Annotated in this window: 20 protein-coding genes and 1 pseudogene; 10 read left to right on the forward strand and 11 right to left on the reverse strand. The window is 57.6% G+C overall.

Annotated features, from left to right (window positions below; genetic code table 11):
* Positions 1-32 precede the first annotated feature (32 nt).
* The 3 genes from msrA to PM3016_RS03285 form a co-directional block, all read right to left on the reverse strand.
* A complete protein-coding gene (gene msrA, locus PM3016_RS03275; protein WP_014368405.1) occupies positions 33-995 on the reverse strand; it encodes a peptide-methionine (S)-S-oxide reductase MsrA in 963 nt (320 codons plus the stop codon).
* A 173-nt stretch (positions 996-1,168) separates the two neighbouring features.
* Positions 1,169-1,501, reverse strand: a complete 333-nt coding sequence (locus PM3016_RS03280; RefSeq protein WP_013914454.1) for a DUF1904 family protein — start codon at positions 1,499-1,501, stop codon at positions 1,169-1,171.
* 129 nt (positions 1,502-1,630) lie between these two features.
* The gene (locus tag PM3016_RS03285) at positions 1,631-2,104 is read right to left on the reverse strand and encodes a GNAT family N-acetyltransferase (RefSeq protein WP_014368406.1); all 474 of its coding nucleotides are present in this window, start codon (positions 2,102-2,104) and stop codon (positions 1,631-1,633) included.
* 121 nt (positions 2,105-2,225) lie between these two features.
* On the opposite strand from PM3016_RS03285, the gene PM3016_RS03290 reads away from it, so the two are divergent.
* Positions 2,226-4,898: a putative bifunctional diguanylate cyclase/phosphodiesterase gene (locus tag PM3016_RS03290; protein WP_238540424.1), complete on the forward strand. Its 2,673-nt coding sequence runs from the start codon at positions 2,226-2,228 to the stop codon at positions 4,896-4,898.
* 226 nt (positions 4,899-5,124) lie between these two features.
* On the forward strand, positions 5,125-5,751 hold the full coding sequence (locus PM3016_RS03295; RefSeq protein ID WP_013914457.1) for an NUDIX hydrolase: 627 nt from the start codon (positions 5,125-5,127) through the stop codon (positions 5,749-5,751).
* Positions 5,752-5,870: 119 nt separating this feature from the next.
* Here the strand turns inward: PM3016_RS03295 and PM3016_RS03300 are convergent, their stop codons facing one another.
* The 3 genes from PM3016_RS03300 to PM3016_RS03310 all read right to left on the reverse strand — a co-directional run bounded on the left by PM3016_RS03300 (position 5,871) and on the right by PM3016_RS03310 (position 9,065).
* The gene (locus PM3016_RS03300) at positions 5,871-6,383 is read right to left on the reverse strand and encodes a hypothetical protein (protein WP_013914458.1); all 513 of its coding nucleotides are present in this window, start codon (positions 6,381-6,383) and stop codon (positions 5,871-5,873) included.
* A 164-nt stretch (positions 6,384-6,547) separates the two neighbouring features.
* Positions 6,548-8,119: an FAD-dependent oxidoreductase gene (locus PM3016_RS03305; protein WP_014368408.1), complete on the reverse strand. Its 1,572-nt coding sequence runs from the start codon at positions 8,117-8,119 to the stop codon at positions 6,548-6,550.
* Between the two features lie 475 nt (positions 8,120-8,594).
* A complete protein-coding gene (locus PM3016_RS03310) occupies positions 8,595-9,065 on the reverse strand; it encodes a MarR family winged helix-turn-helix transcriptional regulator (RefSeq protein WP_013914460.1) in 471 nt (156 codons plus the stop codon).
* A gap of 187 nt (positions 9,066-9,252) precedes the next feature.
* Here PM3016_RS03310 and PM3016_RS03315 point away from each other — a divergent pair, with 187 nt between their 5' ends.
* The gene (locus PM3016_RS03315; protein WP_014368409.1) at positions 9,253-10,635 is read left to right on the forward strand and encodes an MFS transporter; all 1,383 of its coding nucleotides are present in this window, start codon (positions 9,253-9,255) and stop codon (positions 10,633-10,635) included.
* Positions 10,636-10,727: 92 nt separating this feature from the next.
* On the opposite strand, the gene PM3016_RS03320 is transcribed toward PM3016_RS03315, so the two are convergent.
* Entirely contained in the window at positions 10,728-11,102 is a 375-nt protein-coding gene (locus PM3016_RS03320; protein ID WP_013914462.1) for a YkvA family protein, read from the reverse strand.
* A 159-nt stretch (positions 11,103-11,261) separates the two neighbouring features.
* Here PM3016_RS03320 and PM3016_RS03325 point away from each other — a divergent pair, with 159 nt between their 5' ends.
* Positions 11,262-11,849, forward strand: a complete 588-nt coding sequence (locus PM3016_RS03325) for a type 1 glutamine amidotransferase family protein (protein ID WP_013914463.1) — start codon at positions 11,262-11,264, stop codon at positions 11,847-11,849.
* Between the two features lie 201 nt (positions 11,850-12,050).
* On the opposite strand, the gene PM3016_RS03330 is transcribed toward PM3016_RS03325, so the two are convergent.
* From PM3016_RS03330 to PM3016_RS03340, 4 genes are all read right to left on the reverse strand, one after another.
* Complete coding sequence (locus PM3016_RS03330) at positions 12,051-14,627, reverse strand: rhamnogalacturonan lyase (RefSeq protein WP_013914464.1); 2,577 nt, start codon at positions 14,625-14,627, stop codon at positions 12,051-12,053.
* A gap of 243 nt (positions 14,628-14,870) precedes the next feature.
* Positions 14,871-16,799 (reverse strand): LTA synthase family protein, encoded by a 1,929-nt coding sequence (locus PM3016_RS03335; RefSeq protein ID WP_014368410.1) that lies wholly within the window; start codon positions 16,797-16,799, stop codon positions 14,871-14,873.
* A complete protein-coding gene (locus PM3016_RS39270; protein WP_238540425.1) occupies positions 16,727-17,479 on the reverse strand; it encodes a hypothetical protein in 753 nt (250 codons plus the stop codon). The genes PM3016_RS03335 and PM3016_RS39270 overlap by 73 nt, the downstream gene beginning before the upstream one ends.
* Positions 17,480-17,657: 178 nt before the next feature.
* Positions 17,658-18,710, reverse strand: a complete 1,053-nt coding sequence (locus tag PM3016_RS03340; protein WP_014368411.1) for an RluA family pseudouridine synthase — start codon at positions 18,708-18,710, stop codon at positions 17,658-17,660.
* 161 nt (positions 18,711-18,871) lie between these two features.
* Between PM3016_RS03340 and PM3016_RS03345 the strand changes: the two genes are divergently transcribed.
* The 6 genes and pseudogenes from PM3016_RS03345 to PM3016_RS03370 all read left to right on the forward strand — a co-directional run bounded on the left by PM3016_RS03345 (position 18,872) and on the right by PM3016_RS03370 (position 26,246).
* Entirely contained in the window at positions 18,872-19,300 is a 429-nt protein-coding gene (locus tag PM3016_RS03345; RefSeq protein WP_013914467.1) for a cell wall hydrolase, read from the forward strand.
* A gap of 258 nt (positions 19,301-19,558) precedes the next feature.
* Positions 19,559-20,477, forward strand: a pseudogene (locus PM3016_RS03350) (ABC transporter ATP-binding protein).
* Positions 20,474-21,691 carry an ABC transporter permease gene (locus PM3016_RS03355; protein ID WP_013914469.1) on the forward strand — a complete coding sequence of 406 codons (1,218 nt, stop codon included), beginning with the start codon at positions 20,474-20,476 and terminating at the stop codon, positions 21,689-21,691. Before PM3016_RS03350 ends, PM3016_RS03355 begins: the two are co-directional and overlap by 4 nt.
* 175 nt (positions 21,692-21,866) lie before the next feature.
* Positions 21,867-22,097: a hypothetical protein gene (locus PM3016_RS03360; RefSeq protein ID WP_013914470.1), complete on the forward strand. Its 231-nt coding sequence runs from the start codon at positions 21,867-21,869 to the stop codon at positions 22,095-22,097.
* Positions 22,098-22,671: 574 nt separating this feature from the next.
* Positions 22,672-24,300: an alpha/beta hydrolase gene (locus PM3016_RS03365; protein WP_013914471.1), complete on the forward strand. Its 1,629-nt coding sequence runs from the start codon at positions 22,672-22,674 to the stop codon at positions 24,298-24,300.
* A 179-nt stretch (positions 24,301-24,479) separates the two neighbouring features.
* Positions 24,480-26,246 (forward strand): B12-binding domain-containing radical SAM protein, encoded by a 1,767-nt coding sequence (locus tag PM3016_RS03370; protein WP_013914472.1) that lies wholly within the window; start codon positions 24,480-24,482, stop codon positions 26,244-26,246.
* Positions 26,247-26,438: the final 192 nt, after the last annotated feature.

A 26,438-nucleotide genomic window follows, 5' to 3' on the forward strand; every position in this document is an offset into this window, starting at 1 on the left:
CGCAGGCGCTATAGCAGCCGTTCCACGGTTCCTTATTCGAAGAGGGAGAGGTAGGCGCCGTAGCCTTCCTTCTCGAGATCCTCCTTCGGGATGAACCGCAGGGCGGCAGAGTTGATGCAGTAGCGCAGTCCCCCGGTTTCGCGGGGGCCGTCGTTGAACACATGCCCGAGATGGGCATCGGCCTTGGAGCTGCGTACTTCCGTCCGTACCATGAAGTGGCTGTAGTCCGCTTTCTCCGTCACGCCTGCCGCGCGGACAGGGCGGGTGAAGCTTGGCCAGCCGCAGCCGGAGTCGAACTTGTCTCGCGAGCTGAAGAGAGGCTCCCCGGAGACGATATCGACGTAGAGGCCCTCGCCCTTGTGGTTCCAGAACTCATTCTGGAACGGAGGCTCGGTGCCGTTCTCCTGCGTGACCTTCCACTGGATCGGCGTCAGCCGCTGGCGCAGGGCTTCCTTGTCTTCTTCCGTGTTCCAATGATTGCGGATGAAATCGACGCGGCCCGACGCCTTGCTGTAGGCGTTGTAGCGCTGCGGATTGGTTTTATAGAAACCCTGATGATACTCCTCGGCCGGATAGAACACGGAGGCGGGCAGAATCGGCGTAACAATCGGGGCGTCGAACCTTCCGCTGGCATCCAGGCGGGCCTTGGACGCTTCGGCGATCTGGCGCTGCTCCTCCGAATGATAGAAGATGGCCGTCTGGTAAGAGGTGCCGCGGTCAGCGAACTGGCCGCTCGGATCGGTCGGATCGATCTGCTGCCAGAAGATCTCGACCAGCTCTTCATAAGGAAAGACCTCCGGTTCGAACGTGATCTGTACCGCTTCCAGATGACCTGTCGTTTCGGAGCAGACCTCCTGGTAGGTCGGATTCTCCTTATGCCCGCCGGTATAACCGGAGATGACGCTGTGAATGCCGGGCTGTTCATCGAACGGCTTGACCATGCACCAGAAGCAGCCTCCGGCAAAGGTAGCAAGTTCGGTACGTTTATCCGTCATGGGATCACCTCATGGATTAGAAATTAGAGGGGGAAGGAGGAAAAAGGAATCCGCCTGGCCGCCCTGTTCTTCCATTATAACGCAGGAAAGGAGGGGAACCCAAACCTTCGGGCGGCCGGCGGGTCCGTCCACCGTGTAAAGAAGCGGGCATGCGCAGCTGCCCCGCCTTAACTCTATTTGGAGCAGGGCACCCCGTTGATGTAATAGCTCTCCTCCCGGTAGGCCGTGAACACCGTCTCCACTTCGGGGTAGCCGAGCGAGAGAATATGGCGGGTGACGGTCTGGGCGAAGCGGTCACGTACGTCCGTTCCCCGCTCGAACCAGCCTACCTCAACAAAGGGAAAGGAGGGGACGATCTCTCCGCCGGCGACGGCTGTCGTTTGCATGCATTCGAGCGTGAAGTTGTCCGTTCCGCAGTCGCAGAGGGCGGCGAGTTCTTCAAGGAGCGGGATGCTGACGGTGCGCAGGCGTTCGGCGGGAACGCCGCGGAACAGCAGATGGGGCATGATAAGTTCCTCCTGTTCAGGAATAGGTACGGACGAAGCCGTTCTTTTTACAATCGGGGATGAGCGGTCCGAAGGCCGCATTCCGGCCGGAAGCAGGTCAAGCGGCCGCCGGGTTTTGCACAGACGCGCTTAAGGTGCGGGAAGCAGTTCTTTTTCCATACACACACTGCTGGGGCAGTCCACATACTCCCCGAAACGGTCGATATGCTTGTAGCCGCACTTGATGTACAGCGCAATGGCCTCGGGCTGCTCCCACCCGGTCTCCAGCCGGATGAAGCGGAAGCCGCCCCTTCTCGCATGATCTTCGAGGGTACCGATCATCCGTGATGCAATACCCCGGTTGCGGTAAGCAGGGTCCACATAGAAACGCTTCAGTTCCGTGCATTCGGCATCCAGGGGACGGACCGCACCGCATCCGGCAGGCGTGCCGTCCATATAAGCGACGACAAAGGTGGCCTGCGCGACACCCGGATCGTTGAAGTCGATCACGTGAACCTGATCGCTCGGGTAACGGCTCAGCAGGTCCTCGTCCAGGCGGGCAATCAGGCCGTGCAGTACGGCATCGGTATGGCTGACTTGCTTAATCTCCAATAAAGCTTCCACGGGTTCTTCACTCCTTAGACGCTAAACTTGATCATTGACAGGATGGAAAGGGGGCTACATATTTCCAGCGTATGAAGGCTACCCTATACCAAGGTGGATTGTGCCTGCGGGTGCCGGGGGAGTGCAGCGGTTTGCGGACCGTGTTACCGAAAGAGCCGTCCGGTCAAAGATCGAGAGGAAGGATTCTTGGCCCGCAGGCAACCCGCCGATCCGGCCGGAGCCGCCCTACCATCCGCAGTTATGCAGGAAAGTGAGGCACGGGGTGCTGATGTCGATCCGGTTCAAATTGTCCATGGTGTTCTCGATTACAGTGGCCGTCATCCTGATCATACAAAATGTACTCTCTTACTTCACCGTAAAGGATCTGCTGCGCGACAACCTGGCCCGCCAGCATGAAGTCCTCTCGAAGCAGCTCAGCCTGGCCATTGAACAGGCGGAGTATTCGGCACGGGCGGTCGAGGACCGGGTCGGCGAGCAGATCCGCTCGGCTTCCGTTGCCGCTCTTCATGCCCTGCCTCCGGACTACCGCGAGGTATCGAATGAGCAGCTTGCCGCATTGAGCAGGAAGGTGGGCGTCTCCCATATTACCCTGCTCGCACGCACCGAAGGGGATATTGTCGGGGTCAAATCCTCGGATCCCCTGGAGCTCAACCTCAGCACGAAGGAGTGGGGATACTGGTACACCGCTTTCGAACAGCTCTTCGACAAGCATGAGGTCACGATTGCGGAAGGCCAAAAGCTCCCTCACTACTGGGCCGGACCCGCGGAGGTATCCTCGTCGGACCCGAACTATGTAGATAAGTGGGGATACTATTATGACGGCACGACCAATTATATCATCAATCCCTATGTGAGGGATGAGGGGATTGTCTCTTTCCGGCAGTCCGTCGGACCGGACCATTACGTCCGGGAGCAGCTCAAATACAGTCCTTATACATTGGAAATTACGGGAATGAACCCCCGCACCTTCGGCCAGCCGCCGGTGTATTCGGAGAACAACGGCCGCAGATTCATCGAGCTTGCCAACCGGGCCATCCGGTTTGGGACTTACGAATACAAGGATGAGGGCCGGGACCTGGAAGGCGTCCGCAGTGCCATGGCTGCCGGCCAGCCGGTGAGCTTCATTACCCGGGCGCAGGGCCTGCGGGTGCTCAAGAGCTTTATTCCGGTGCTGGATGCTCCCGATCCGTTCGTGATCTCAATCGTGGCCGCTTACCGGATGATCGATGAGGTGGTGAACCACCAGCTGCTCCATGACCTGATGCTGTCCGCGCTGGTGCTGGCTGTCGTATCGGCCGGGAGCTATGTGCTCTGCGGCTATCTGATCCGCCCGCTGAGTGTCATTATCCGGAAGGTGAACGAGATTGCCCACGGTGACTTTGACGCCCAAATCCGCATCGACCGGAAGGATGAGCTGGGTCTGCTGGCCGGCAGGGTGAACGCCATGGCGGGCAGTCTGGCCTCCTATACCCGGGAGCTGCAGGAGAAGAACCGGGAGATCGGGCGGCAGGCCTCCTATGATCCTCTGACAGGGGCCAAGAACCGCTTCGCTTTCAATGCGGACATGGAACAGCAGCTGGCCAGGCTTCGTCACGAAGGGGGGAGCCTGTCCCTGGTGTTCATCGACTTTGACCGCTTCAAGGAAGTCAACGACATCTTCGGCCACTCCCTAGGGGACCGGCTGCTCACGGAGGCTGCTGCCCGCATGGAAGGGGTAGTGGGAAGCGCGGGCGGCGTGTACCGGATGGGCGGGGACGAATTCATCCTGCTGCTTCCGGAGCTGGGCCCGGAAAAGTCGGCAGCCTTGGTCCGGCGGGTCATGGAGGCGCTGGCAGGGACTTATCTCTACGAAGGCAGCGAGATCCTGCTGACCCCGAGCATGGGCATGAGCACGTATCCGCAGGATGGGGATACTGCGGATCTCCTGGTCCGGTCGGCGGACGCGGCCATGTACAGGTCCAAGCTCGGCGGAGGCAATGACTTTCAGCTCTTCTCCTCCGAGATGAAGGAGGAGATTCAGCGCCGCGTCCAGCTGGAGCTTGGCCTGCGCCGGGCCCTGGAACGGGAGGAGCTCTTCCTCCTCTACCAGCCGCTGCTTGATCTCGATGCGGGCCGGATCCAAGGGCACGAGGCGCTGATGCGCTGGAATCACCCGGAGCTGGGGATCATCGTGCCGGCCGAGTTCATTCCCATCGCGGAAGAAACCGGCCTCATCGTACCGATCGGGCAGTGGGCGCTGCGTGAGGCCTGCCTGCAGAACCGGAGGTGGGAGGCGGAGGGGGGCCAGGGGCTCGGAATCTCCGTCAATTTGTCCGCACGACAGTTCCAGCAGCGCGGTCTGGTGGAGGACATTCGGGGGATCCTGGAGGAGACCGGAATCGACCCGGGCCTGGTGACCCTGGAGATTACCGAGAATCTGGCGATGAACAAGGAGGAGTACATGATCTCCAGGCTTCGGGCGCTCCGGGAGACCGGCGTGCGTATGGCCATCGACGACTTCGGTACCGGTTATTCCTCCCTCATGTACCTCAAGAAGTTCCCGGTCCAGATCCTCAAGATCGACCGTTCCTTCGTCAGCGATATGCTGAGGGATGAGGACGACGCGGAGATCGTGCGGACCATCATCGCGATGGCCCATCAGCTGAAGCTCCGGGTAACCGCCGAAGGGGTGGAAACCGAAGGACAGCTTCAATATCTGAGAGGACTCGGCTGCGATATGGTACAGGGGTATTACATCTCCCGCCCTCTGCCGGCCGAGCAGTGCATCCGCCTGGTCAAGCAGTATGACGAGTAAACGCCGGGCTCACCCCGGTGTAAACGGCCGAAGCGGGAGCCGGAAGGGGCTTCTCCTCCGAGGGAGAGCTCAAACGGGCTGTTTCGGGACGAATGAGCTTCTGCGGTTCTGAGGCTTTCCCGGCCGCCAGATTAGGTAGATTGGCAGAAGCTGGATGGACAGCCCTGCGGTATAATGGGTCCTATAAGGGAGTCCTACAGGACCCATCCGCAGAGGAGGAAGCAAGATGGAACCCCAGTGGCTGACATGGGCCAAGCAGATTCAATCGATCGCTCAGGCGGGCCTCGCCTATTCCAGGGACGTGTATGATCTCGAACGGTTCGGCATGCTGCGGGACCTGGCTGTGGAGATCGTGGAGAATCATACGAAGGCCGGGAGGGAGCCGATCCGGCTTGCCTTCGCAAGCGAGGAGGGGTACGCCACCCCGAAGGTCGACGTCCGCGGCGTGGTATTCCGGGAAGGGCGGATCCTTCTCGTCCGCGAGAAAATCGACGGCGCCTGGTCGCTGCCGGGAGGCTGGGCCGATATCGGGCTGTCTCCCTCGGAGATTGCCGTGAAGGAGATCCGGGAGGAAGCCGGTTACGATACCGAAGCGGTGCGGCTGCTCGCGGTGATGGACAAGAAGTTCCACGACCACCCGCCGGACCTCTGGCACATCTACAAAATCTTCATTCTCTGCCGTCTCACCGGGGGAGAGGGGATCGGCAGCGAGGGCACTCTGGAAACCTCGGATGTCGGCTTCTTCGGACCGGACGAGCTTCCGGAGCTCTCGGTCGGCCGGAACACCAAGGCACAGATTCTCACGATGTTCGAGTTTCTTCACGATCCCCACAAAGCGGTTCTGCTCGATTAGCTGCTGCTCCTCAGGGCCTGTCGTCCGATTGGACCGGATCACCTGGACATGACAATACCCCAGTCTCTCCTGAAGGGAGACTGGGGTGTCTTGTTTTTTCGCCGCTGGATCGGCCTGTGCTACTTGTTGACTTCGTGAACGATCGTTACGTTCGTCGTCCGGTCGGACTCCATATCCTTGGACACCGTAAAGTGAAGACTGAGCCCTTCTTTCTTGCCGGCAATCAGGAAAATGGCCTCATCCGTCAGGCGTGTGGACTCCGTATAGCCGGAGCTTTTGAAGAACGATTCCACCCCGCTCTTGGTCTCCTCGAAAGGCTGTTCGATCTCGTAGGCTACGGTGTATACCTCACCGCCCTCCTTACCCTCGGATTTCATCGAGGCCTGAATGGCGGCTTTGCCCGGGATGGGAATGTCCTTCGGAAAGCCCTCCGGAAGCTGGTTCTCGCTGGACAGGGTGACCTTTCCCTGGTCCGTCGTGATGGTGGATACTTCCTTGTCACCGCTGATCACGGCTTTGCCTCCGTCAGGGGTGGGGATCGTAACGCTATCTCCGGTACAGCCGGCGGCAAGAACAGCGGCTCCTGCCAGGACCAGCGCGAGGGTGAAGGTTCTATGTGTTCTTTTTGTCATGGGGAAATGACTCCTATCTGAAGGGTAGAAATGGATTAAGCTTCTCTCTTCATGATAGGGAGACATCCGTCATATGACCAGTGTTCAGGGTCATCCTCTTGTCATGTGACCGTCGTTAAGGCGCTCTGTCATTGAGGGGCCGTCCCTCCAGAAAACAGCATCGGTCAGACGGCGCCGATCTTCGGCCAGGCGAGCTCCACCCCGAAACCCGTCAGCAGGCTCTGGAAAGCTTCCAGCTTGGAGGCATCGCGGCGGACCTGAAGAGGCTCCGTCTTCTGATCCAGGCAGTAAGCGGCCAGCGCCCCGGTGGACTCCCCGATGTTCCATTCGACCGGATGAAGCCGGTAGCAGCCGTTCGTGATGTGGGTCGTGCCGATATTCTTGCAGGCCGGCAGCAGGTTGCGGACCCGTATGGGCAGCAGGCTGCCGAGCGGGATCTGGAAGGGAAGGGACGAGATGTCCAGATAGTTCCGGCCAGCGGTGCTCGGATGAAGATCGATCCGGTAGCAGCCGACGCCGACGCTGTCAGGAAAGGGCACGGCTCCCTGCTCCCCGCGTACCGCCGCACTGACATGCTGCTCCAGGACCGTGAATTGGGCCCGGATGCGGCGGGACTCCCGGATATATGGGGCTTTGGCGAGCCCATCGGGGGTTCCGATCACGTCCGGGCGCAGCCGCAGTCCCGGGTAGCCTGTCCCGCCGTCCGGCCGGGGAGCCTCGGTCTGCAGCCAGTACAAGAGAGAGAGGCTGAGCTGCCGGGAGCCCTCGAGATGCCGCTGCGCCTCGTGCGGCGGCACATCGTAGATCCGCCCGAGCCAATAGTCGTTCTGGGACCAGTTCACGACCGAGATATCGCTCGGATAGGTCCCCGGGACGAAATTGGATCTGTCGAGGATCCGCCGGTAAATGAAGAGAGGGTACTTCTCCGTGCCCCAGAAGAGTGTTTCTTCGGTAGGCTCCAGCGTCACGGGATTCGGCGATACCCAGCTCAGCTGCCGGTCCGGCCAGAAGTCGGCCTGATAGCTCCGCCAGAACGCATAATCCCGGGGCTTGTCGATGATATGGTTCTCCCCTTCGAGATAATCCATGGCCAGGCACCAGGTGAAGGCTTGGATATCGTGAGGGTCGGCCGGCCCTTCCAGAGCATGGGGCTCATTCGTATCGCTCCGGGATTCCGCTCCCGTCACATATTCCACGCCGGCCAGCGGCAGAAGGTCTCCGCATTCGGTGGCGTCCAGGAAGTAAGGGGCGCGGAGGGTCAGACGGGACCCGAAGGCTTCCTGTACGGTGACGGATCGAATCCGGTCCCCGTCGGTCTCCGCATGGACAGGCCGGTAGCGCAGCAGCACGGTCAGACGGCCGCTGTGCACGTAAGGGGCGATCATCCCTTGCAGCACCTCCAGCATGGCACGCGGCTCCGCGCAAAGGCGGCTGACCCCGCCGTTGCCGGGGTTCAGATGATAAACGGCACGGGCTTCGGCCGTGAGAGGGAAGTGCTGTCTGTAGAAGGCGCGTACGCCTTCGCGGAACTGACGGTAGCTGCGCGTGCAGCCGAACTGCTCGATCCACCGGTGCTCATCCGGGGGAACGGCCTGGCTTGTCAGCTGTCCGCCGATCCAGTCGGTCTCCTCGGTCAGGACAACCCGTTTGCCCATGCGGCAGGCCGAGAGCGCAGCGGCAAAGCCGCCTACGCCGCCGCCGATGATGGCAATATCCGTTTCGGTTTCGCGATGCATGTCGAGCAGCCTCCTTGGTAGTGGGATGAAAGGAAGGGTAGTATGCAATGGTTGCTGCATACACCCTTTAGACTTCAATCCATCCCAAAAAGTTACAGATCATGGGAGAAAAGAAGGTGGAATCCCTTTTCGCGGGAGAATTAGGATTGAAGGGAGGATTAGGATAGAAGGAATCACTCGGGCATCGCTTAGCGAAGATGCGGATAAGACAAAGAGAAGGCTGGGCTTCCTGATGGGAAGCTCCGGCCTTGAAGGCTGTACTGCAAGCTGGAGGCGTTCGGCCGCCGGGAAGAGAAAAAACAAACCTGCCGGCACTGTATAAAGTGTGGATGCCAGCAGGAGCACCCGGCCGGCTGCAGGAGGCAGGCCGTCTCTTTTGATTCGTACTGCTCGTCATCGGGGGCTTCGGCTATCTCGCCGGAGCGAAGACTTGCCCGTGTTGTGGGATTTACAGCCACAGGCAGGGTTCAAGCGTTCACTTGGTGTTCTTCCCCTCTTCGTAGGACGCATTATATTCGCTTAAGTAGAGGGAGATATCGCTTACAGCCTCAGCCAGCGCTTCAATCCGCTGCGGGTCGAGCTTCCCGAAGATCGCTTCCGCATGGCCGGCGAAGCGGCTCCTCCAGGCCAGCAGCTGTTCCATCCCCTGCGGGGTCAGGTTCACATAAGTGATGCGGCGGTCCTCTTCGGAACGCAGGCGCTGGGTCCAGCCCTTCTCCTCCAAGCGGTCGAGCAGGTTGGAAGCGGCACCGATGGTCATGCCGAGGTATTCGGCCACGCAGTTGATTTTCATGCCGGTATCGTGCTCCATTTTGAAAATGAGGGAAACGGCCGAAGGCGGAACTTCCGCTTCCGTACTCAGCAGGCAGAGTGTCTGCTTCAGGGTGCGGTTCAATTCCAGCAGTGAGCGCCAGAAGGGATTGATCAGGTTCGGGTTGGAAGTCATAGGAGAGAACCACCTTTAATCATTCATACCCCGATTGTACTACAGCCTCCCGCAAAGCAAAAGGGAAGGAGGCGGTGCAGCAGAGGGAGGGATTGACAGCAGGGAACAATTGGGATATATTTCGATAATACTATTATTATAATACTATTATGGGAAAAGTAAATGTACGCCAAAGGAGGCCTTCCCCGTGAGTTCCCCCATCTCCTCTTCGTTCAAGGAATCGCTCATTATTCCGCTCTGGAGTCTGACGGTTCTGCTGGTGGTGATGAATACCACCATGTTCAATGTGGCGCTGCCCACGGTAGCTGCCGATCTCGGTCTGTCGACCACGAGTGCCTCATGGATTGTGACCGGCTATTCCATTCTGTTCGCCATCGCTTCCATCACGTACAGCCGCCTGTCGGATTTCCTGCCGATCCGCACCCTGCTTACCGCCGGTCTGCTGCTGCTCGGTACAGGGTCGATCGTAGGCCTGCTCTCGCACCACTTCTACGGCGTACTGGCCGCGAGACTGCTGCAGGCAGTCGGGGCAGCGTCGGCTCCCGGTCTGGGTGTCGTGCTCGTTACCCGGTACGTCCCCCTGGAGCGCCGGGGCAAGGCGATGTCCACCATCATCTCGGCGGCCTCGTTCGGTTTCGGTCTCGGTCCGATCGTGGGCGGCACGATGTCGCAGTATATGGGATGGAATATGCTGTTCATCGTGACGGCTATGGTGCTTCTGCTGCTGCCGGTGTTCTACCGGAACCTGCCTCAGCAGACGGCGGCCCCGGTACGCTTCGACTGGACCGGCGCTCTGCTGATCGGCGCCGGTGTAACCGGCCTGCTGCTCTTCCTGACGAATCGCCAGTGGTTGACCCTGGCGGTCGGGGCCGCTGCACTGGCGGGCTTCTGGGTTCGGATTCACCGGACCGACGCTCCGTTCGTGCAGCCCTCGCTGCTGCGAAACCGGAACTATCTCGGCCTGCTCTCCATGGGCTTTATCGCTTACATCCTGAACTTCTCCTCCCTGTTCCTGATGCCGATGATGCTCTCGCGTCTCTTCGGCACCAGTTCTACGGTTACGGGGTTCCTCATCTTCCCGGGGGCCATCCTCACCGCCCTGCTGTCCCCAAGGATCGGCAGGTGGATCGACCGTGCCGGGAATACGCCGGTCATCGCTGCCGGCCATGCGGGCCTGATCCTGGCGGCAGCCGGGTTCGCGATGTTCTCCGCCCAATCCGTGTACGCCATCGCGGGCGCGTATGTGGTGCTGAGTGTCTCGGTCTCCGCCATCGGCTCCAGCGCTTCCAATGAAATGTCGCGGATCCTGGCCTCCAGCGAGATTGGTGCGGGCATGGGCCTGTCCCAGCTCACGCAGTTCTTTGGCGGAGCCCTTGGAGTCGCCCTGACGAGCACGGTACTCGCCTGGCCGACTTCCCGGCCCCTTGCCTCTGTCTTCTCCGGCCTGTACTGGGTGATGGCGGCGGCAGCTGTAGGCTCAGCCGTGCTCTGCTTCCGGTACATCAAGCGCCGGAAGGGGAGCGGGGCCCTGCCTGAAGGAGCCGAGGCCGCAGAGCCCGCCCGGGGCTGAACCGCAAACAGCCTTGATCCTTTCCCCAAGGGGGAGGATCAAGGCTGTTTATGTTATCCACCGGAGCACAGCCGGCCTTCCGCTGTCCACGGTCAAAAGAAGCGGAGCAGCCAGCGAAAGAACCAGAAGGCGAGGAAGATCCAGACCAGGATGAACAGTGCACCGGTTATCCAGTTCGTCGGTCGGTTCTTCAGTTCTTCCGCCCGCCGGCGGTTATCCTCCAGCACGTGCTTCGGGATCCAGCGCAGCACAAGCATGATGCCGAGAGGCACCAGGATCAGGTCATCAAGGTAACCGAGCACCGGAATGAAGTCGGGGATCAGATCGATGGGGCTGAAGGCGTAAGCGGCGACGAGCAGGGCGAAGAGGCGTACCCCGGCCGGTACCCGGGGGTCTTTGGCACAGAGATAGAGCGTCATGAGCTGTGATTTGAGGCGGCGGGCTTCCTGTTTCATCCGGTTAAGCATCGGACTCCTCCTTGGCTGTAGTAAGTTGAATGGTCTCCTAGCAGTCAGTCGTACTTTATTGTCTATGAGCCTTGTTTTGCTGACACCCTGTTGTCAGGGTAGGGGTGTTACAATCAATCATAAGAACTATAACCCAAGAGGTACAGGGAGGATATAAATATGAAAGATGTACTGCTGCTGCTTACCGACGGATTCGCGGATTGGGAGGCTTCGTATGTTACGGCGGTGCTCAACAAGCCCGGCACAGGCTTCCGGATCCGCACGATTGCACTTGATCTGGAACCGAAAGTGTCGATGGGCGGTCTTCGTGTGCTGCCCGAATACAGTGTAAAGGATTACCAACCGGATGCCAAGCCGGCGATGCTCATCCTGCCGGGCGGAACCACCTGGTTAGAGGAGAGGAATGTGCCGGTCAAGGAGCTGGTAGCTTTCTGTGTCCGTGAGTCTGTTCCGGTCGCGGCGATCTGTGATGCCACCACGTTCCTGGCCCGGTATGGATTCCTTGACCATGACCGGCACACAGGCAACTCTCTTGCTTATCTCAAGGAAGGGGCGCCGGAGTACCAGGGGGAGGCGCGGTATGTCGATGCCCAGTCGGTCAGCGACGGGAATTGGATTACCGCCAACGGCACGGCGGCCGTGGAATTCGCGGCGCATATTCTGGAGAAGCTCGGCGTGATGGAAGGCGAGGGCTTGCAGGAGTGGTATACCATTTTCAAAAAGGGGTACGTTCCACAGCCTGAGTAAGGAGCAGCGGGCTTTGGTTCTCTCGGAAAGAGTCGGTGAGGTGACAGGACGCCAAAAAAAGCCGTCCTTGGTCGATGCCAAGGGCGGCTTTGCTGCAAGTATAAGAAATAATGTGTCACCGAGGCTAAATTCTGTAATCTTCTATTTCTTATAAACGTGCATTTTCCTTATAGGACGGCGAAGCCGTTTACTTGGTTATGATTAGTTCTTCGCGTTCCATGTCTGGAGGAACAGGTTCGCATGGTAGATCAGGTTCTTCTCCGCCTCTTCGGAGAGGGCTGCCTTATTTCCGTGCTTGCGCAGCTGCTCGAGGAATTTCTCCACGTGCCTGGCGGCTGCACCGGCAGAGCCCTTGCCGAACTGGTGCTCAGCCTGCTTCAGCGTCTCTTTGAGCTGGGAAGCGAGGGAACCCTGCAGCTCGCCCGAAGCTTCGTACTTGTCTAGGAGTCCCTTCAGCACGTTCAACAGCCCGGGTGTCCAGTAGGAAGGAACCGGCACCTTGCGGAAATCCGTATCCGACGCAAAATAGAAGCTGGTGTACGACGGCTGATTGTAGCCGGTGTTCTGGCGGGCGACTTCCGCGCGGTACTGCGGATCGTGCATCAGGGTGTACAGCTTGCGGTTCGTAACTTCCGTGCTGAGGTAGATGCGGATCGCCGTACTGTCGGCGGTGCGTACCAGCAGCTCTTCGCGCCAGTCCCCGAAGATGTCGGCGACCAGGCCGGGGTTGCCCTTGGTGTAGTTGTTGGTCCGGGTGCCTTCCGCAGTCAGCAGGCGGCCCCGCGTCCAATCGTCGATGGACGGCGTCGCTTCAATGGCTCCGTTCACGATCTGGGTCGTCATGTCCGCGGCCCATTTGATGTTCATGTTCGTACCCGGCGCCGTCGTGCCGATCTTCTCGCCTTGGGCCGTCCAGAGACCTACCGCCCACGTCTCCAGTCCCCGCCGGGCAGGATCCACGTCGCCGACCATGCCGCGTCCGGTATCTTTGCCGGTGTAACCGCCGTAGATGACTTTGCCGGTCTTGGCATCTTTCAAGGCATAGCCGTAGGGAGCATAGGCGCCGCCTTCGTGCACCATGAAGATCTCCTGGCCCGGGCGGTCCGGATCGATGTCCGTGACATGCAGCGCATCCCCGTGGCCGAGTCGGGCTGTGGTGCCCGGCGTGGCACTACCTTCCGGCATGATGTCCATCGAGCTGTACAGCAGCCTGCCGTCGTGGTCGATCGTCGCGGAGCCGTAGACGATCTCCTGCGCGCCGTCCCCGTCCACATCGGCCGCACTCAGGGTATGGGCGCCTTGCGTGGTCAGGGTACCGTATACCGGATCCCGTCCGTCACGGCCGTGCGGGCCGTCGTTGAACGGATTGGTCATCGGCACCCAGCCGCTGTCCACGTTCCAGTGCTCCTTAAGCTGCTTGCCGTCCCAGCTGTAGGAGATAAGCGTCGAGCGGGTGTAGTAGCCGCGCGCGAGCACCGCATAAGGCTTCTTGCCGTCCAGGTAAGCAACGCCTGCAAGGAACCGGTCCACCCGGTTGCCCGGCTCGATCCGGCCCATGGCATAGTCGCCCCACATAAGGCCGTCGTCCGTTCTGCCCGGTTTGTATGGAATCGTCCGAAGCTCCTCACCTGTGGCGCCGCTGAACACGGACAGGTACTCCGGACCGCTCAGGATGAAGCCTTCGAAGTTCCGCAGGTTGTTGCGGGCGCTGCGGCTCGGAGCATACACATCCATGAAGTAGTCCGTCAGGCTCTGTGCATCAACGCGGGACAACGGGTAATCGTACTTTTGGGGAAGGCTGAAGCATTCTTCGAGCGTGGCAGGCCAGTTCCCGGCCACCACTTCTTCGTGCTTGTGCCAGTTCATGAACATGTTCACGACATGCTCATAGTAGCCCTGCTTGCTCAGGCGGTAGTCATCCGTGTTGCTGTATCCGGCGAGCAGGTCCTCCTGCGGCATGGTGATATAGGTGGAGGAAGTGACGGTGCCCTGGCTGTCATACTGATGTACCTTGGTACCGGGAGCTGTCTTGAACATCAGCTCCGCTTTGCCGTCGCCGTCGAAGTCATACACCATGAAGTCGGTATAGTGTGCACCTGCACGGATGTTTACGCCAAGGTCAATGCGGTACAGCAGGGTGCCGTCAAAGCGGTAGCAGTCGATGTAGGTTTGGCCGGTGTAGCCGACCTGCGAGACGTCCTTGGAATTGGAAGGATCCCATTTGACAAAAAACTCATACTGCCCGTCCCCATCCACGTCGCCGACGCTCATGTCGTTGGCCGAGTAAGTATACGCTTCCCCGGCAGGGGTGACGCCGTCAGCCGGCTTGTTAAGCTTGAGGTCGTAGTAAGCCTGCGCCCAGGGCGAGACGGATTCGCTGCGGTCCACTTCCCGTCCGTTCACCACGGCTGCCACCTCATAACGGGAGGCGGAGGAGCCGGACGCGTCGAGGAAGTTCGTGCTGTCCGTAACGGCTGCAAGCTTCTGGCCGTCGCGGTAGACATGGAACGTGGCGCCGGTCAGGCCGCTGGCGGAAGCACCGGTCACTTCACCGGCACGCAGCCGCCAGCTGAGAAATACGCCTTGGGAGGTCGAGGCGGCCACGAGCCCGCGGTCCAGGTATTCGAGCTGTACTCCCTTGCCTTGAACGGCCGGGGCGGGCTTGCCGCCCACGACCTCGGCTGCGGAGGCGCCGCTCACGCCGCTGAACAAGAGGGGGAGTGCGGCAGAGATCGCCAGAGCGCGGCGGGCCAGAAGAGATTTATTTTTGGGAGACATGAAGAGTCACCATCCTTGAAAGAGTTTGAAAGCCTGCATTTGATTGCGCTTACAATATGTCGTCTGCGGTCCCCCTTTCTTCTTTGGAAGCTGCGGTCCGGTGTTGAAAATTCTTCCTCATTATAGGGGAAACCCCGGACAATCCCCACTCAAAAATCAGTCATGTTTCGTTTAAAATTCAGTGGTTTTCATAGAGAAAAACCGACTCCTGCTGTATGCATGAGCCGGTTTGTAGGGAAGTCATTAGGGCTGTCTTTCGGTTGTTATGCCCTCTATGGTCAAGTTAAGGCTGCGGAGCTCCCTGAGACGGAATTCCATGTTCTCTCGCTGGTGTAATTCGGAAACAATTTCAAATGGTACTTGCGCTGTGTAATATTCTCCGTCATATTCCAATTGATTGAATGTGAAGATTTTTTCCGTTAGTGGCGGACCACTCGCACCATCCGTTTGTACATCAATCGCAAATAAAGGATGGTCGTCTTTAACTGCTTCGTCCATTTTGAATTTATATCTAAGCACATACCGGCCGTTCGGATAAGTAAGATAAGGACCATACACCATGATTTCGTTCTGGTTTGAAGATTTAACTCGAATTTCTGTATTCGAAGCTGGGTAAGCACCTATTCCTGTCGTATGCATCAACGGAATTAAGTTTCCACCGTTAACCAGACTGTTCTTATCATAGGTTTCAAAACTATCCGTAGTATCAATTGCAAAATGCACAGATAAATTGGAAATATGAATCTTACCCAGATTGTTGTTAGTTTCCTTTGTATTTCCGTAAGGATGAAGTGCCAAATAAAAGGAATATCTAACGATTTCATTCGGATTATAAAATTTATATATGAGCGTGCCCTTTTTATTGTTTCCATCTACTATTTTGGTGAGTTCTTTACTGGGGTCATTGACGCCCAAGTTAAACTTGATCGTATTCAATTGATCGGACTCTATCTCGTAATCAAACTTCAGAGTCACCATACTTTTAGCTGGGAGCGTCAAGTACTGTCCATCCGTCACTCTTACCGGCTTGTTGCGCTCCAGGTCGAAGATCGCATGTTCAATAATCGATATATCACTCGGTGTTCCTTCTTTAATTACAGATTGGTCGGCCATTTCTTTATAGGTTTCAATGTCGGACTTTAGCTCAACATCGGTTGATTTTTCTGTATTGTACTTATCAGAGAACATTTGGCCATTTGACGAAGTCAGGGTATAAAGTTCCCCACGATTATTAATTTGGTTGATGGTTCCTTTCTTGTTCGAAAAATAAAGATCACCGGAGTAGTGACTGGAGAACAATATGGATCTCTCATCCGGATAACTTCGGAATATGCTTCGACCTGGAAGGTCTTTAGACTTTTCAGGTGCAACATAATCCACAATGGACGGCAAAAGATCTAGGTGTCCGAAAACGCCCTCGTTGGTAATAGAAGTTGTAAAGTCCGGTGAGTAGGCCAGACATAACCCCCAATTGGAGCCCAAAGTTTGATTATCCACCCCATGCGACTCATCCGAAATAAACATGACCAAAGTATCTTTGGCGATACCGGAAGTATTTAAAAAATCGATAAAGCTATCTAAAGCCCTATCCAAATTGCGTACAGCCGCTTCTTTGCGGTCAGGGTACTCTTTTTCTAAATCCTCTGGCACGGCATAAGGATGATGAGTGCCTACTGTTAATAAAGTTGCAAACCAGGGTTCCGTTTTCTGGTTGAGTTCCTTCAGGTAATTCTGACTCTGTTCAAAGAATGCTTTATCATCAATACCCCAAGCAAAGGGGATATAATGGTGTGGGAATCCTTCCTGCCCGACGACTTGGCTGAAACCGGAAGCCTTCATAAAGCGATCCTTTGACATGAACTCTAACGGGGAGGCCTGGATAAAAGCCGTATTATAGCCTTGTTCTTTTAAAAGAACAGGAAGATGCTTATCTCTGCTGTTTTCGGCTATCTGATCATATTCATAAGCTTTAGGGGTGGAGGCATCCAGTTTGGGGTAATCCCCGCTAAGAATGGAATATAGGCCTCGAATCGTTTGATTATTATGTGTTATAAAATTGGGCACCACCAGGGAATGATCGACAATCTTATTCAAGCTGTTCAGTTTGATCGGATTTTGAATGCCGGTATAAATCTGGTTCTTCTCGAGGTAAACACCGGGTATTCCTTCCATGACCACGAAGAGAACATTTTTTTTCCTACTTTGATTTGCTGTAGCTGGTAATAATGATTCACCGGCCTGCAGCTTATCCGAAAGGAAGGTCTCTTGGTAGCGTTTTTGATCCTGAAGGTCCAAGGATTTCTTGTTTTGGCTTCAGACATGGAATATAATGTATTGCTGAATGATTCAACTGTGAAGTTGCTCTCTTTCCATGATGCAGCGGAAGGAAAGACGATGGCATGGAACAATAAAAATACAATAGAAATGCCGGATACTACCAAGGAACGTTTCATAAAGATCTTGGAAGCCGGTCTTGCAAAAATACTCAGCAAACCACTTAAAATAAGCAGTACACTATACAATGGGAAGTTAAAATGAGATAACGTACCAGCTAGAAACTGTTTATCACCCAAAAATTTAAAGTCTGAGAGATTGATCGTATGATCCATTGCGAATATGTATTCCATGTTGGCAATATGAAACAGGCTGAAGACAAGCATGAAAACGATCCCTGCTAAAGAATGCAGTTTTTTTAATAATAAGCTTACAACGATAATCAGTACGCCAAGGAGCAGGTCAAGGATCAACGGAATAAAAGAAAGCTTTATGTCTTCGACCAATAAATATCGCCCCGAAATATAAACCCCAATATAGACCAACATTGAAAATAAAGATAAATCATCTCGTTTCATAATCCACACCTTATATAGTTAGTCTTGGTACCCTGTTGTTTTACATGGGGGCTACTGAAAAAAGGTTTGTCTGCTACGTAAATGTAGCACATTATAAAGGTTTTATAAAGATTTCGTAAAGATTTCATGAGCATGTATATATAAAAAAAGAGCAGGTTCCCGGCACCTGCTTCTTCTTCTATTTAAGAGAACTGCCCTTGAGCGGCCCGAGAAACGCCTTCGGTATCTCGGTCTCAAACCGCATCAGCTCCCCTGTCATGGGGTGGGTGAAAGCAATGACCCGCGCATGCAGGCCGAGACGGTTCAGCGTCCGCGACTTCGAGCCGTATTTGCGGTCGCCTGCGATCGGGTGGCCGATATCCTGCATGTGCACGCGGATCTGGTTTTTGCGTCCGGTTTCGAGGTTGACCTCGAGCAGAGAGAAATCCTTTGCCGCCTGCAGCACCTTGTAGTGCGTGATGGCCAGCTGCCCGTCGTTCGGGTACGGGCTCGAATACATCTTGAGCGTGCTGCTCTCCTTCAGCCACGACTTCACGGTGCCTTCCGGCTTCTTCACCATGCCGTCGACCAAGGCGACATAGGTGCGCTCCTGCACCATCTCCTGCCACGCATTCTGCAGGGTCTGCTGCGCCTGCTCGCTCTTGGCGAAGAGCATGACACCGGAGGTGTCCCGGTCGAGCCGGTGTACGACGAAGATACGGCCCGAAGGGTCCTGGTGGCGGACATGGGCCATCAGCTGGCGGTACGCCGTCAGCTCCTCCTCCTGTGCCTGGGCCGAAGCAATGGAGAGCAGGCCCGCCTCCTTCCGCACAACGATAATGTCGCTGTCCTCGTGAAGGATGGTCAGCCCGATCAGCGGAGGGGCTTCCACGATCCGCTCCTTACTGACGGTCACACTTTGCCCGGGGAGCAGGGGATGGTTGTATACTGTTACGGTCCGGCCGTTCACTGAGACCTGCCCGCGGGCGAGCAGCGATTTGACGGCATTGCGTCCCATGTTGAGATGGGCGAGCAGGAAGTTCAGCAGTTCTCCCGCTTCCTGGACGGGCAGGATCCGGGCTTTGGGCGCCTGCCGCGGGGCTCCCGTACCGGCGGCGGCCTGCCGGGCGCCGGTGGATCTGGCTGCCGGGCGGGACGGACGGGCGGGACGCGCCGGCTTGCCGCCGCGGCGTTCCTTGGAGCCGCCCGAAGGGCGGCCTGTCCAGCGGGAGGATGTAGGTTTGTTGGTCACAGCAGGTTCACTCCGTTCTGTAGTTCAGGCTGCCTTTACTATACCACGACCGGCCGCCGATCGTGAAACCGGGGGAATTTCCCCGTGAGTGGTATCAATTCCTTAGGCCCTTAATAATCTATGGTAGAAACCGAATCCCCACATCGAATGAGGTGAGAACGATGGCGGTAGTAAAAGCCAGAGAGCAGGACATCGATCTGCTGGCAAGGCTGCTCCGGGCGGAAGCGGAAGGCGAAGGCGAACCGGGCATGCTGATGGTCGGCAACGTGGGCATTAACCGGATCCGCTCCAACTGTTCCGATTTTAAAGGCATCCGTACGATCGAACAGATGGTTTATCAGCCTCATGCCTTTGAGGCTACACAGCATGGGTATTTCTACCAGAGGCCCAGGGAGAGAGAGAAGCGTCTGGCCCGCCGTGCGGTGAACGGGGAGAGAATCTGGCCGGCCAAGTACAGCCTGTGGTACTGGCGTCCGCCGGGTGATTGTCCGCCCACCTGGTATACCCAGCCTCATGTGGCGCGGTATAAGAAGCACTGCTTCTATGAACCGCGGGCGGGGATTTGCGATGCGATTTACAGTACGTATTAATGAAGAAAAGCTGCTCAAACGGAGGAGCCGGAAGGCTCCTTTGGTTTGAAATATAAGAATTTTCGCCCAAGCTCGGCCCCGTTATATTGTTAATAAACGCGAATCGTCCATTAAGGACGGGCGAAGCCGTGTATCTCAATCCCGCGGAAGATGCACCCTCCGGCAGCCGAATGGTATACTTCAAGATATGCTTGGCGATATCTGGACAGCAAAGGAGTTGAGTATGTGACGGAAGCAGTCATCCGGGCCCTGGGCCTGATGAAGCGGTATGGGAATTTTACGGCGGTACGGGGGGTGAGCTTTGACGTATACCGCGGGGAAGTGTTCGGGCTGCTCGGTCCGAACGGCGCGGGCAAAACAACGACGATGGAAATGATCGAAGGGCTTCGCCGTCCCGATGAGGGACATGCCCTGGTTGCCGGATACGATACCCGGACACAGCAGGATAAAGTCAAGGAAGCGATCGGTGTCCAGCTGCAGTCGACCTCGCTGTTCGATCTGCTCACGGTGCGTGAGATGGTGCGTATGTACGCCAGCTTCTATCCGAAGAGCGTGCCGGTGGATCCGCTGCTGGAGGATATGATCCTGACGGAAAAAGCGGAAGACCGCGTGAAGCATCTTTCCGGCGGGCAGAAGCAGCGGCTGGCCATTGCGCTGGCGCTGGTGAACGACCCGCAGGTCGTTTTCCTCGACGAGCCGACGACAGGGGCTGGACCCCCAGGCGCGCCGCACCCTGTGGGATATCGTCCTGCGGCTGAAGGAGCGGGGCAAGACGGTCGTGCTCTCGACGCATTACATGGACGAAGCGCATGTGCTATGTGACCGGATCTGTCTGATGGACAGCGGTCAGGTGATCGCCTTGGACACGCCCCGGAGCCTGGTCCGCAGCCTGCAGTCGGAAAGTGCGGTGGAGTTCCGTTTGGCGGGGGCCGAGGGAGCCGAGGCGGAGGAACAGGAGCGCAGACGGCGGCGTCTGCAGGCGGTGGCTGAAGTGAAGCAGGTGCAGCAGCGGGGCGAGGTGTTCGTCCTCTACACCGACGCGCTGCAGCCGACGCTGGTGGACCTGATTGCCGCGGCGGAGGCCGAAGCGTGGAGCGTGCTCGACCTGCAGACCCGTACGGCAACACTTGAAGACGTATTCATCCATATGACCGGAAGGAGCTTGAGGGAAGCATGAGAGCCTACATCCAGTTAACCCTCGCCCAGCTCCGGCTGTTCTCCCGCAACCGGCAGGTGCTGATCTGGTCGCTGGCGTTTCCGGTGTTCTTCATGGTGATGCTCGGCACCTTCCTCGGCAAGGGGAATCCCGTATCGGTGAACGGCGCGGTAGTGGATCTGGACCGGACCCTGGCTTCGCAGAAGCTGGTGACGGCCCTGCGGGAGAGCCCGGTTCTGAAGCTGAAGGAGGGCGGGGCGGTGGAAGCGGAATTGGACGCCCTGAAGAAAGGGGACAACCAGCTCGTCATCGTCATTCCGCAGGGGTACGCCATGGCCGTGGGCGCGGCTGCAACGTCTGTAGATCTGCCGGAAGAGCCAGTAAGCTCGGAGCGGGGCTCCAAGATCAAGCTGGAGGACGGAACTGTGGTAACGGTTAGTAGTTCGCAGGTCACGACTCTAATCATACGGGAAGAAGGCGCAGCTTTCCCGCTGAAGGTCTATTATGACGAAACGAATGCGACCGTATCGACCGTGGGCCTGCAGCTGCTTGGACCGATTGTCGACGGCATCGACAAGGAGCTGTCCGGCTATAAGCCGAGGCTTGCCCTCGAGCCTGAGGGTGTGCAGGCGCTGAAGCTGGCGTATATCGACTTTCTGGTGCCGGGCATTCTGGCGATGATGATCATGTCGAACAATCTGAACGGGGTCGCCGGCCAGATTGCTTCATGGAGGGAACGAGGCATCCTGAGGCGGATGCAGAGCACTCCGCTGCGCGCCTCGACCTTCATCGCCGCACAGATTACGGCCCGGCTGCTGATGAACGGCGCGCAGGCCCTGATCGTCCTGCTCGTCGGGGCGCTGGCTTTCGGCACCCAGGTTCGCGGCTCGTGGCTGCTGCTCCTGGGCTTCGTGGTCCTGGGCACGCTGGCCTTCATGTCCATCGGTTTCATTATCGCCGGACTGGCCAAGACGCCGGAGAGCGCAGGGCCGCTGGCAGGGGTGATCTCCTTCCCGCTGCTGTTCCTCGGCGGCGTGTTCTTCCCGATCGGCAGCATGCCGGGGATCGTCCAGAGCATCGTGAAGCTGCTGCCGATCGCCCACCTCACGACGGCACTCCGCCAGGTGATGAACGTCGGCGCCGGCCTCGATACGCTTTGGGGCGAGGCGCTGCTGCTCGGCGGATGGATGGCGGCCGCCTTTTTGCTGGCGAGCTTTACGTTCAAGTGGGAGTAAAACGGGCGGAATGAGCCGCATGATTTACACAATTATGGGAAATGCTACTTCTTGAAGCTGCATATCGTGCTATGGGGAATTTTAACGGTAGGTTTATGTTCCTCTAATCTTGTCTTAATGTTCGCAAGGTACAGTAAGGACAAGAAAATATGAAGCGAAGGGAAGTAGGACGCGCATGATCTTGTATCAAATGGCCAAGAGGCTCGCGGAGCGCAGCCGCCTGAAGAACACCATCGAGCGGTCCGAAGGCAGCGTGGCGGATGAGCTCCGGACACAGAAAGACCAAGTGGAAGAGCAGCTGATGAGCCAGGCGAGCATCTGGACGGAGGAAGGGCAGGACGAATTCATGCTGACCGAGCTGCCTCCGGAAGGCGAATGGAATGACATGCAGCAGGCCTGGACATAAGTCCCCGGAGGTTACGGGGATGGGTAGAGAACGGAGCGGTCACCCCGGATTGGGGCAGCCGCTCCGTTTTTGTGTGCGGGGGAGAGCGAGTGCAGCCGGCAGTTGCTCGTTTCTATCCTGTACCCATCCACACGCGACGTGTCTCTTATAAGGAAGGCGAAGCAGTCAGTCTTCCGGGGCAGGAGCACTCCCATCACGAACGGCTCGCCGTGAAGCCGTCAGGCGGGTTATCTGATGTTTTACATCGCATCATCTCTTTCGGCCGGTCCCAAGGACGGATCTCCTCACATTTATGATGTTTTGAATCATATACCGTTCACTTTACACTTATCAAGCCGGTTATCTGATGTTTCACATCACATCATCTCTTTGGGCTACTCTCAACCGGCGGATCTCCTTTCACTTTCATCACATCATGCCACTCGGTCTACTCCTCGGAGGACACCCAATATCCCGCATCGAGTAATCCGTTTACAAAAAATTAAGTCCCCCCGTATACAGCGAAAATACATTTCCCTTATACTATGAGAGGAAGTTATTCCAAATTAAGGAATAGTTGAGAGGAGATGTATTCATGTTTCGCCGTCCTGTCCTTCGCACCGCCATCGTCCTGATGACCGCCGCCGCGCTCGCCGTTCCCTCGGCCGCCGGGGCCGCCGCCCCCACTCCCGTTCTCCACGATGAGAACCCGAGCGGGAATTTTGGAGATTGGTACACCGGGGCCGTCCCTCCCGGAGCAACGGCGGACAAGCCGGTCATTCTCTTCGTCCAGGGCCTTCATTCCGACTACTCCACATGGCTCGGCACGGACAAATACTACGAAGCGGCATACAATGCGGGTTACCGCACGGCCTTCGTCCAGCTCAAGGATGCGGACGGGACCGGCGGTAATATGTGGACCAACGGCGCTAAGCTGGCGGAGGTCATCCGCAAGGTCGCACAGCATTACGGCGTGTCCAAAATCAACATCATCGCGCACTCCAAGGGCGGCATCGATACGCAGACGGCTCTCGTGCACTACGGCGCCGCTTCTTACGTGAATGTGGTGCATCAGCTCTCGACGCCGAACAAGGGCTCGGAGCTTGCCGATCTGGCGTACAGCTCCTGGGCATCCTGGCTGGCCGATCTTCTTGGCAAAAACGACGACGCCGTATATTCGCTGCAAACTTCGTATATGGCGAACTTCCGCTCCCAGACGGATGCAAGGACAGAGAACAAGGCGACTGTTACATATATGTCGGGCGGCATGGGAGATGACGGCTGGTTCACGAGCTACTGGTTCGCCCATGCGATTCTTCCGGGAGAAGACGATGGGGCGGTCTCGCTCGATTCGGCCTTCGGGCTGCCGTACGGCATCCGCAGCTTCACCAAGGACATCTCGCACAGTGCGATGGTAAAAGCCTCGGAGACGTGGTCGCTGGTACGGCCGAAGCTGAGCACGGGCAGTGCTGTACAAGCCATGGCGCTGACTTCGGCGGAAGGCGGCAAGCTTCCGGTAGCTCCGCGCCTTGGCGGCACCAACACCGCATCCGAAGCGAATGGTGAGGTCGGCTTCATCTTCCGCGGCGGCGAGGTGAACGGCACGGTAGAAGCCCAGCTGCCGCTGGAGAGCGGCCTGCAGTCCATGACCTTGGAAGTGCTGACGGCCAAAGCAGATACGGCTCTCGTGCTGCGGGCTCCGTCCGGCCGCACCTACAGCCCGTCCGACGCGCCTGCCGCGCCGGAAGCGGATGACGTGTTCCAAGGGGCAATCCGCCGCACATTCCAGGTGGAGAAGCCGGAAGCCGGCAGCTGGACGCTGGAGGTGTCGGGAACAGGCGACGCGTATTTCGCTGCGGCGCGCCTTGTCGAAGGCGGCCAAGTGAAGACCCGCGTGACAGCGGGCAAGAAGGTCTACCGCCAGGGAGAGCGCGCCCAGCTGAACGTGGATCTCGGCAGCCGGGTTCAAGGCTCGCTGAAGCGGGCGGACCTGCATGCCGCAGGCGAAGGCAAGTCGGCGCAGCGCAAGCGCCAGGACGGGGAGCTTCAGGGATCGGGCGAGCTGAAGGACGGCAAGCTGGCCGTTTCGTTCGAGACACCGCAGCAGCCCGGTGTGTACAACCTCTCGCTGGACGTGGAAGGCACGAACGAGCGCGGGGAGAAGGTAACACGGTCCGTTATCTATAATTTTGCGGTGACGGATGCGGCGGGCAAGCTGAAGTAAGCTGACCGGCGGGCGCCGGGTATTTTCTTAAGGTACATGCATGATGATGAACTAAGCACAGAGGGAGCCGGCGTACGGCTTCTTCTTTGTGTTCCCTGGGGATTCGGTGTAGAATAAAAGGCATACTGTTCAGCAAAACGCGCCAACAAAAACGGGAACGAAGAGGTATGACCAAACCCATGAAATCCATCGTCTTATCGACGCTTAACGCCAAGTATATTCACACGTCCCTGGCCCTGCGCTATCTGAAGTCGTTCAGTGAGAAGGACTTCCCGGACATCCGCATTGCCGAGTACACGATCAAGGATCCCGCGATGAACATCGTAATGGATCTGTACCAGAAGCAGCCGGATGTGGTGGGCTTCTCCTGTTATATATGGAACATCGAAGAGACCATCGTGGTCGTCTCCATGCTGAAGAAGATCATGCCGCAGGTTACGGTCGTGCTCGGCGGTCCTGAGGTCTCTTACGACACCGAGTATTGGATGAACCGGATTCCCGAAGTGGACTTTATCGTCGTCGGCGAAGGGGAAGAAACCTTCCATCATCTTCTGACGGAGCTCTCGGGCAGCCGATCTTTTTACAGTGTGTTCGGAACGGCCTACCGCAAGGAGGGCCGGGTGATCATCAACCCGCCGCGTCCGAAGCTGGATCTCAATGCGATCCCTTCTCCGCACCGGTTCCCGGAGGACATTGCGTCCCTGGCCAACCGCGTGGTTTACTTCGAAACTAGCCGGGGCTGTCCGTTCTCCTGTCAATTCTGCCTCTCTTCCATCGAAGTCGGGGTCCGTTACTTCGATATCGATCGGACGAAGAGCGATCTGCTCTATCTGATCGACTCGGGGGCGAAGCTGATCAAGTTCGTAGACCGCACATTCAACATCAAGCGGGATTACGCGATGGACATGTTCCAGTTCCTCATCGAGAACCACCGGGGCTGTGTGTTCCAGTTCGAGATCACCGCGGACATCATGCGCCCCGAGGTGCTCGACTACCTGGCCGAGCATGCGCCGCCGGGCATCTTCCGCTTCGAGATCGGCGTCCAGTCGACGAACGACCTGACGAACTCACTGGTGAAGCGCCGGCAGAATTTCACCAAGCTGACTCGCACCGTGACCAAGGTCAAGGAGAGCGGCAAGATCGATCAGCATCTTGATTTGATCGCCGGCCTGCCCGAAGAGGATTACAACTCCTTCCGCAAAACGTTCAACGACGTGTTCGAGCTCGGTCCCGAAGAGCTGCAGCTCGGCTTCCTGAAGATGCTGCGCGGTACGGGGATGCGGCACGATGCGGAGAAGTACGGCTACATTTACATGGACCACGCGCCTTACGAGATTCTCGGCAACGACATCCTGCCGTTCTCCGATCTTGTGCGGATCAAGCGGGTGGAGGATGTGCTGGAGAAATATTGGAATGCCCACCGGATGGACTATACGGTAGGCTACCTGATCCGCCGGGAATTCGCCTCGGCCTTCGACTTCTTCCAGGAGTTCGGGGATTATTGGGAGGCGCGCGGCTGGCAGAAGATCGGTCACCAGCTCGAGGATCTGTTCACCCGCCTTCATGCGTTCCTGAAGGACCGCGGGACGAAGGAGCTGCAGGTGATCGAGGGGCTCATGAAGCTGGATTACTACGGCAATCACAAGTACAAGCCGCGCAAAATCTGGTGGGACTTCTCACTGGACAAGGCGAGACAGGCCGACCTATACCGTCTGCTTGCCGAGCAGCCTGCTCTGGTCTCGCAGACGTTCGCTGAGCTTCGGATCAGCGAGAAGGATCTCCACAAGCACGTGATGGTCGAAGTGCTCCCCTTCCGCCTCGAGACTTATCTGCAGTCCGGCGAGACCGATCCGGCCGAGCAGCTGCTCATCGTGTACTTCCCGCCGGATACATCGCTTGGCGTGCAGTACTTTACGATGGATCTGCAGGAAACCTTCGCGCTGTAATGCGGCTGGAGGCAGCTGCGCTTCGAAGTCATTAGAGGCATCGATCTTTCACCGTGTGAAGCATGCCGCAGGGGGATAGCCCATGCCCGGAATGGTTTGGCTCCCTAATCCTTTGTGCCACGAATCAGCCTGAGATCGGGCTGCCCGCCCATACCAAATACCCCATGGCTCCGCGTCCGGCGGATCGATGGG

It is taken from the genome of Paenibacillus mucilaginosus 3016 (genome assembly GCF_000250655.1).
GTDB classification, from domain to species: Bacteria; Bacillota; Bacilli; order Paenibacillales; family NBRC-103111; genus Paenibacillus_G; species Paenibacillus_G mucilaginosus.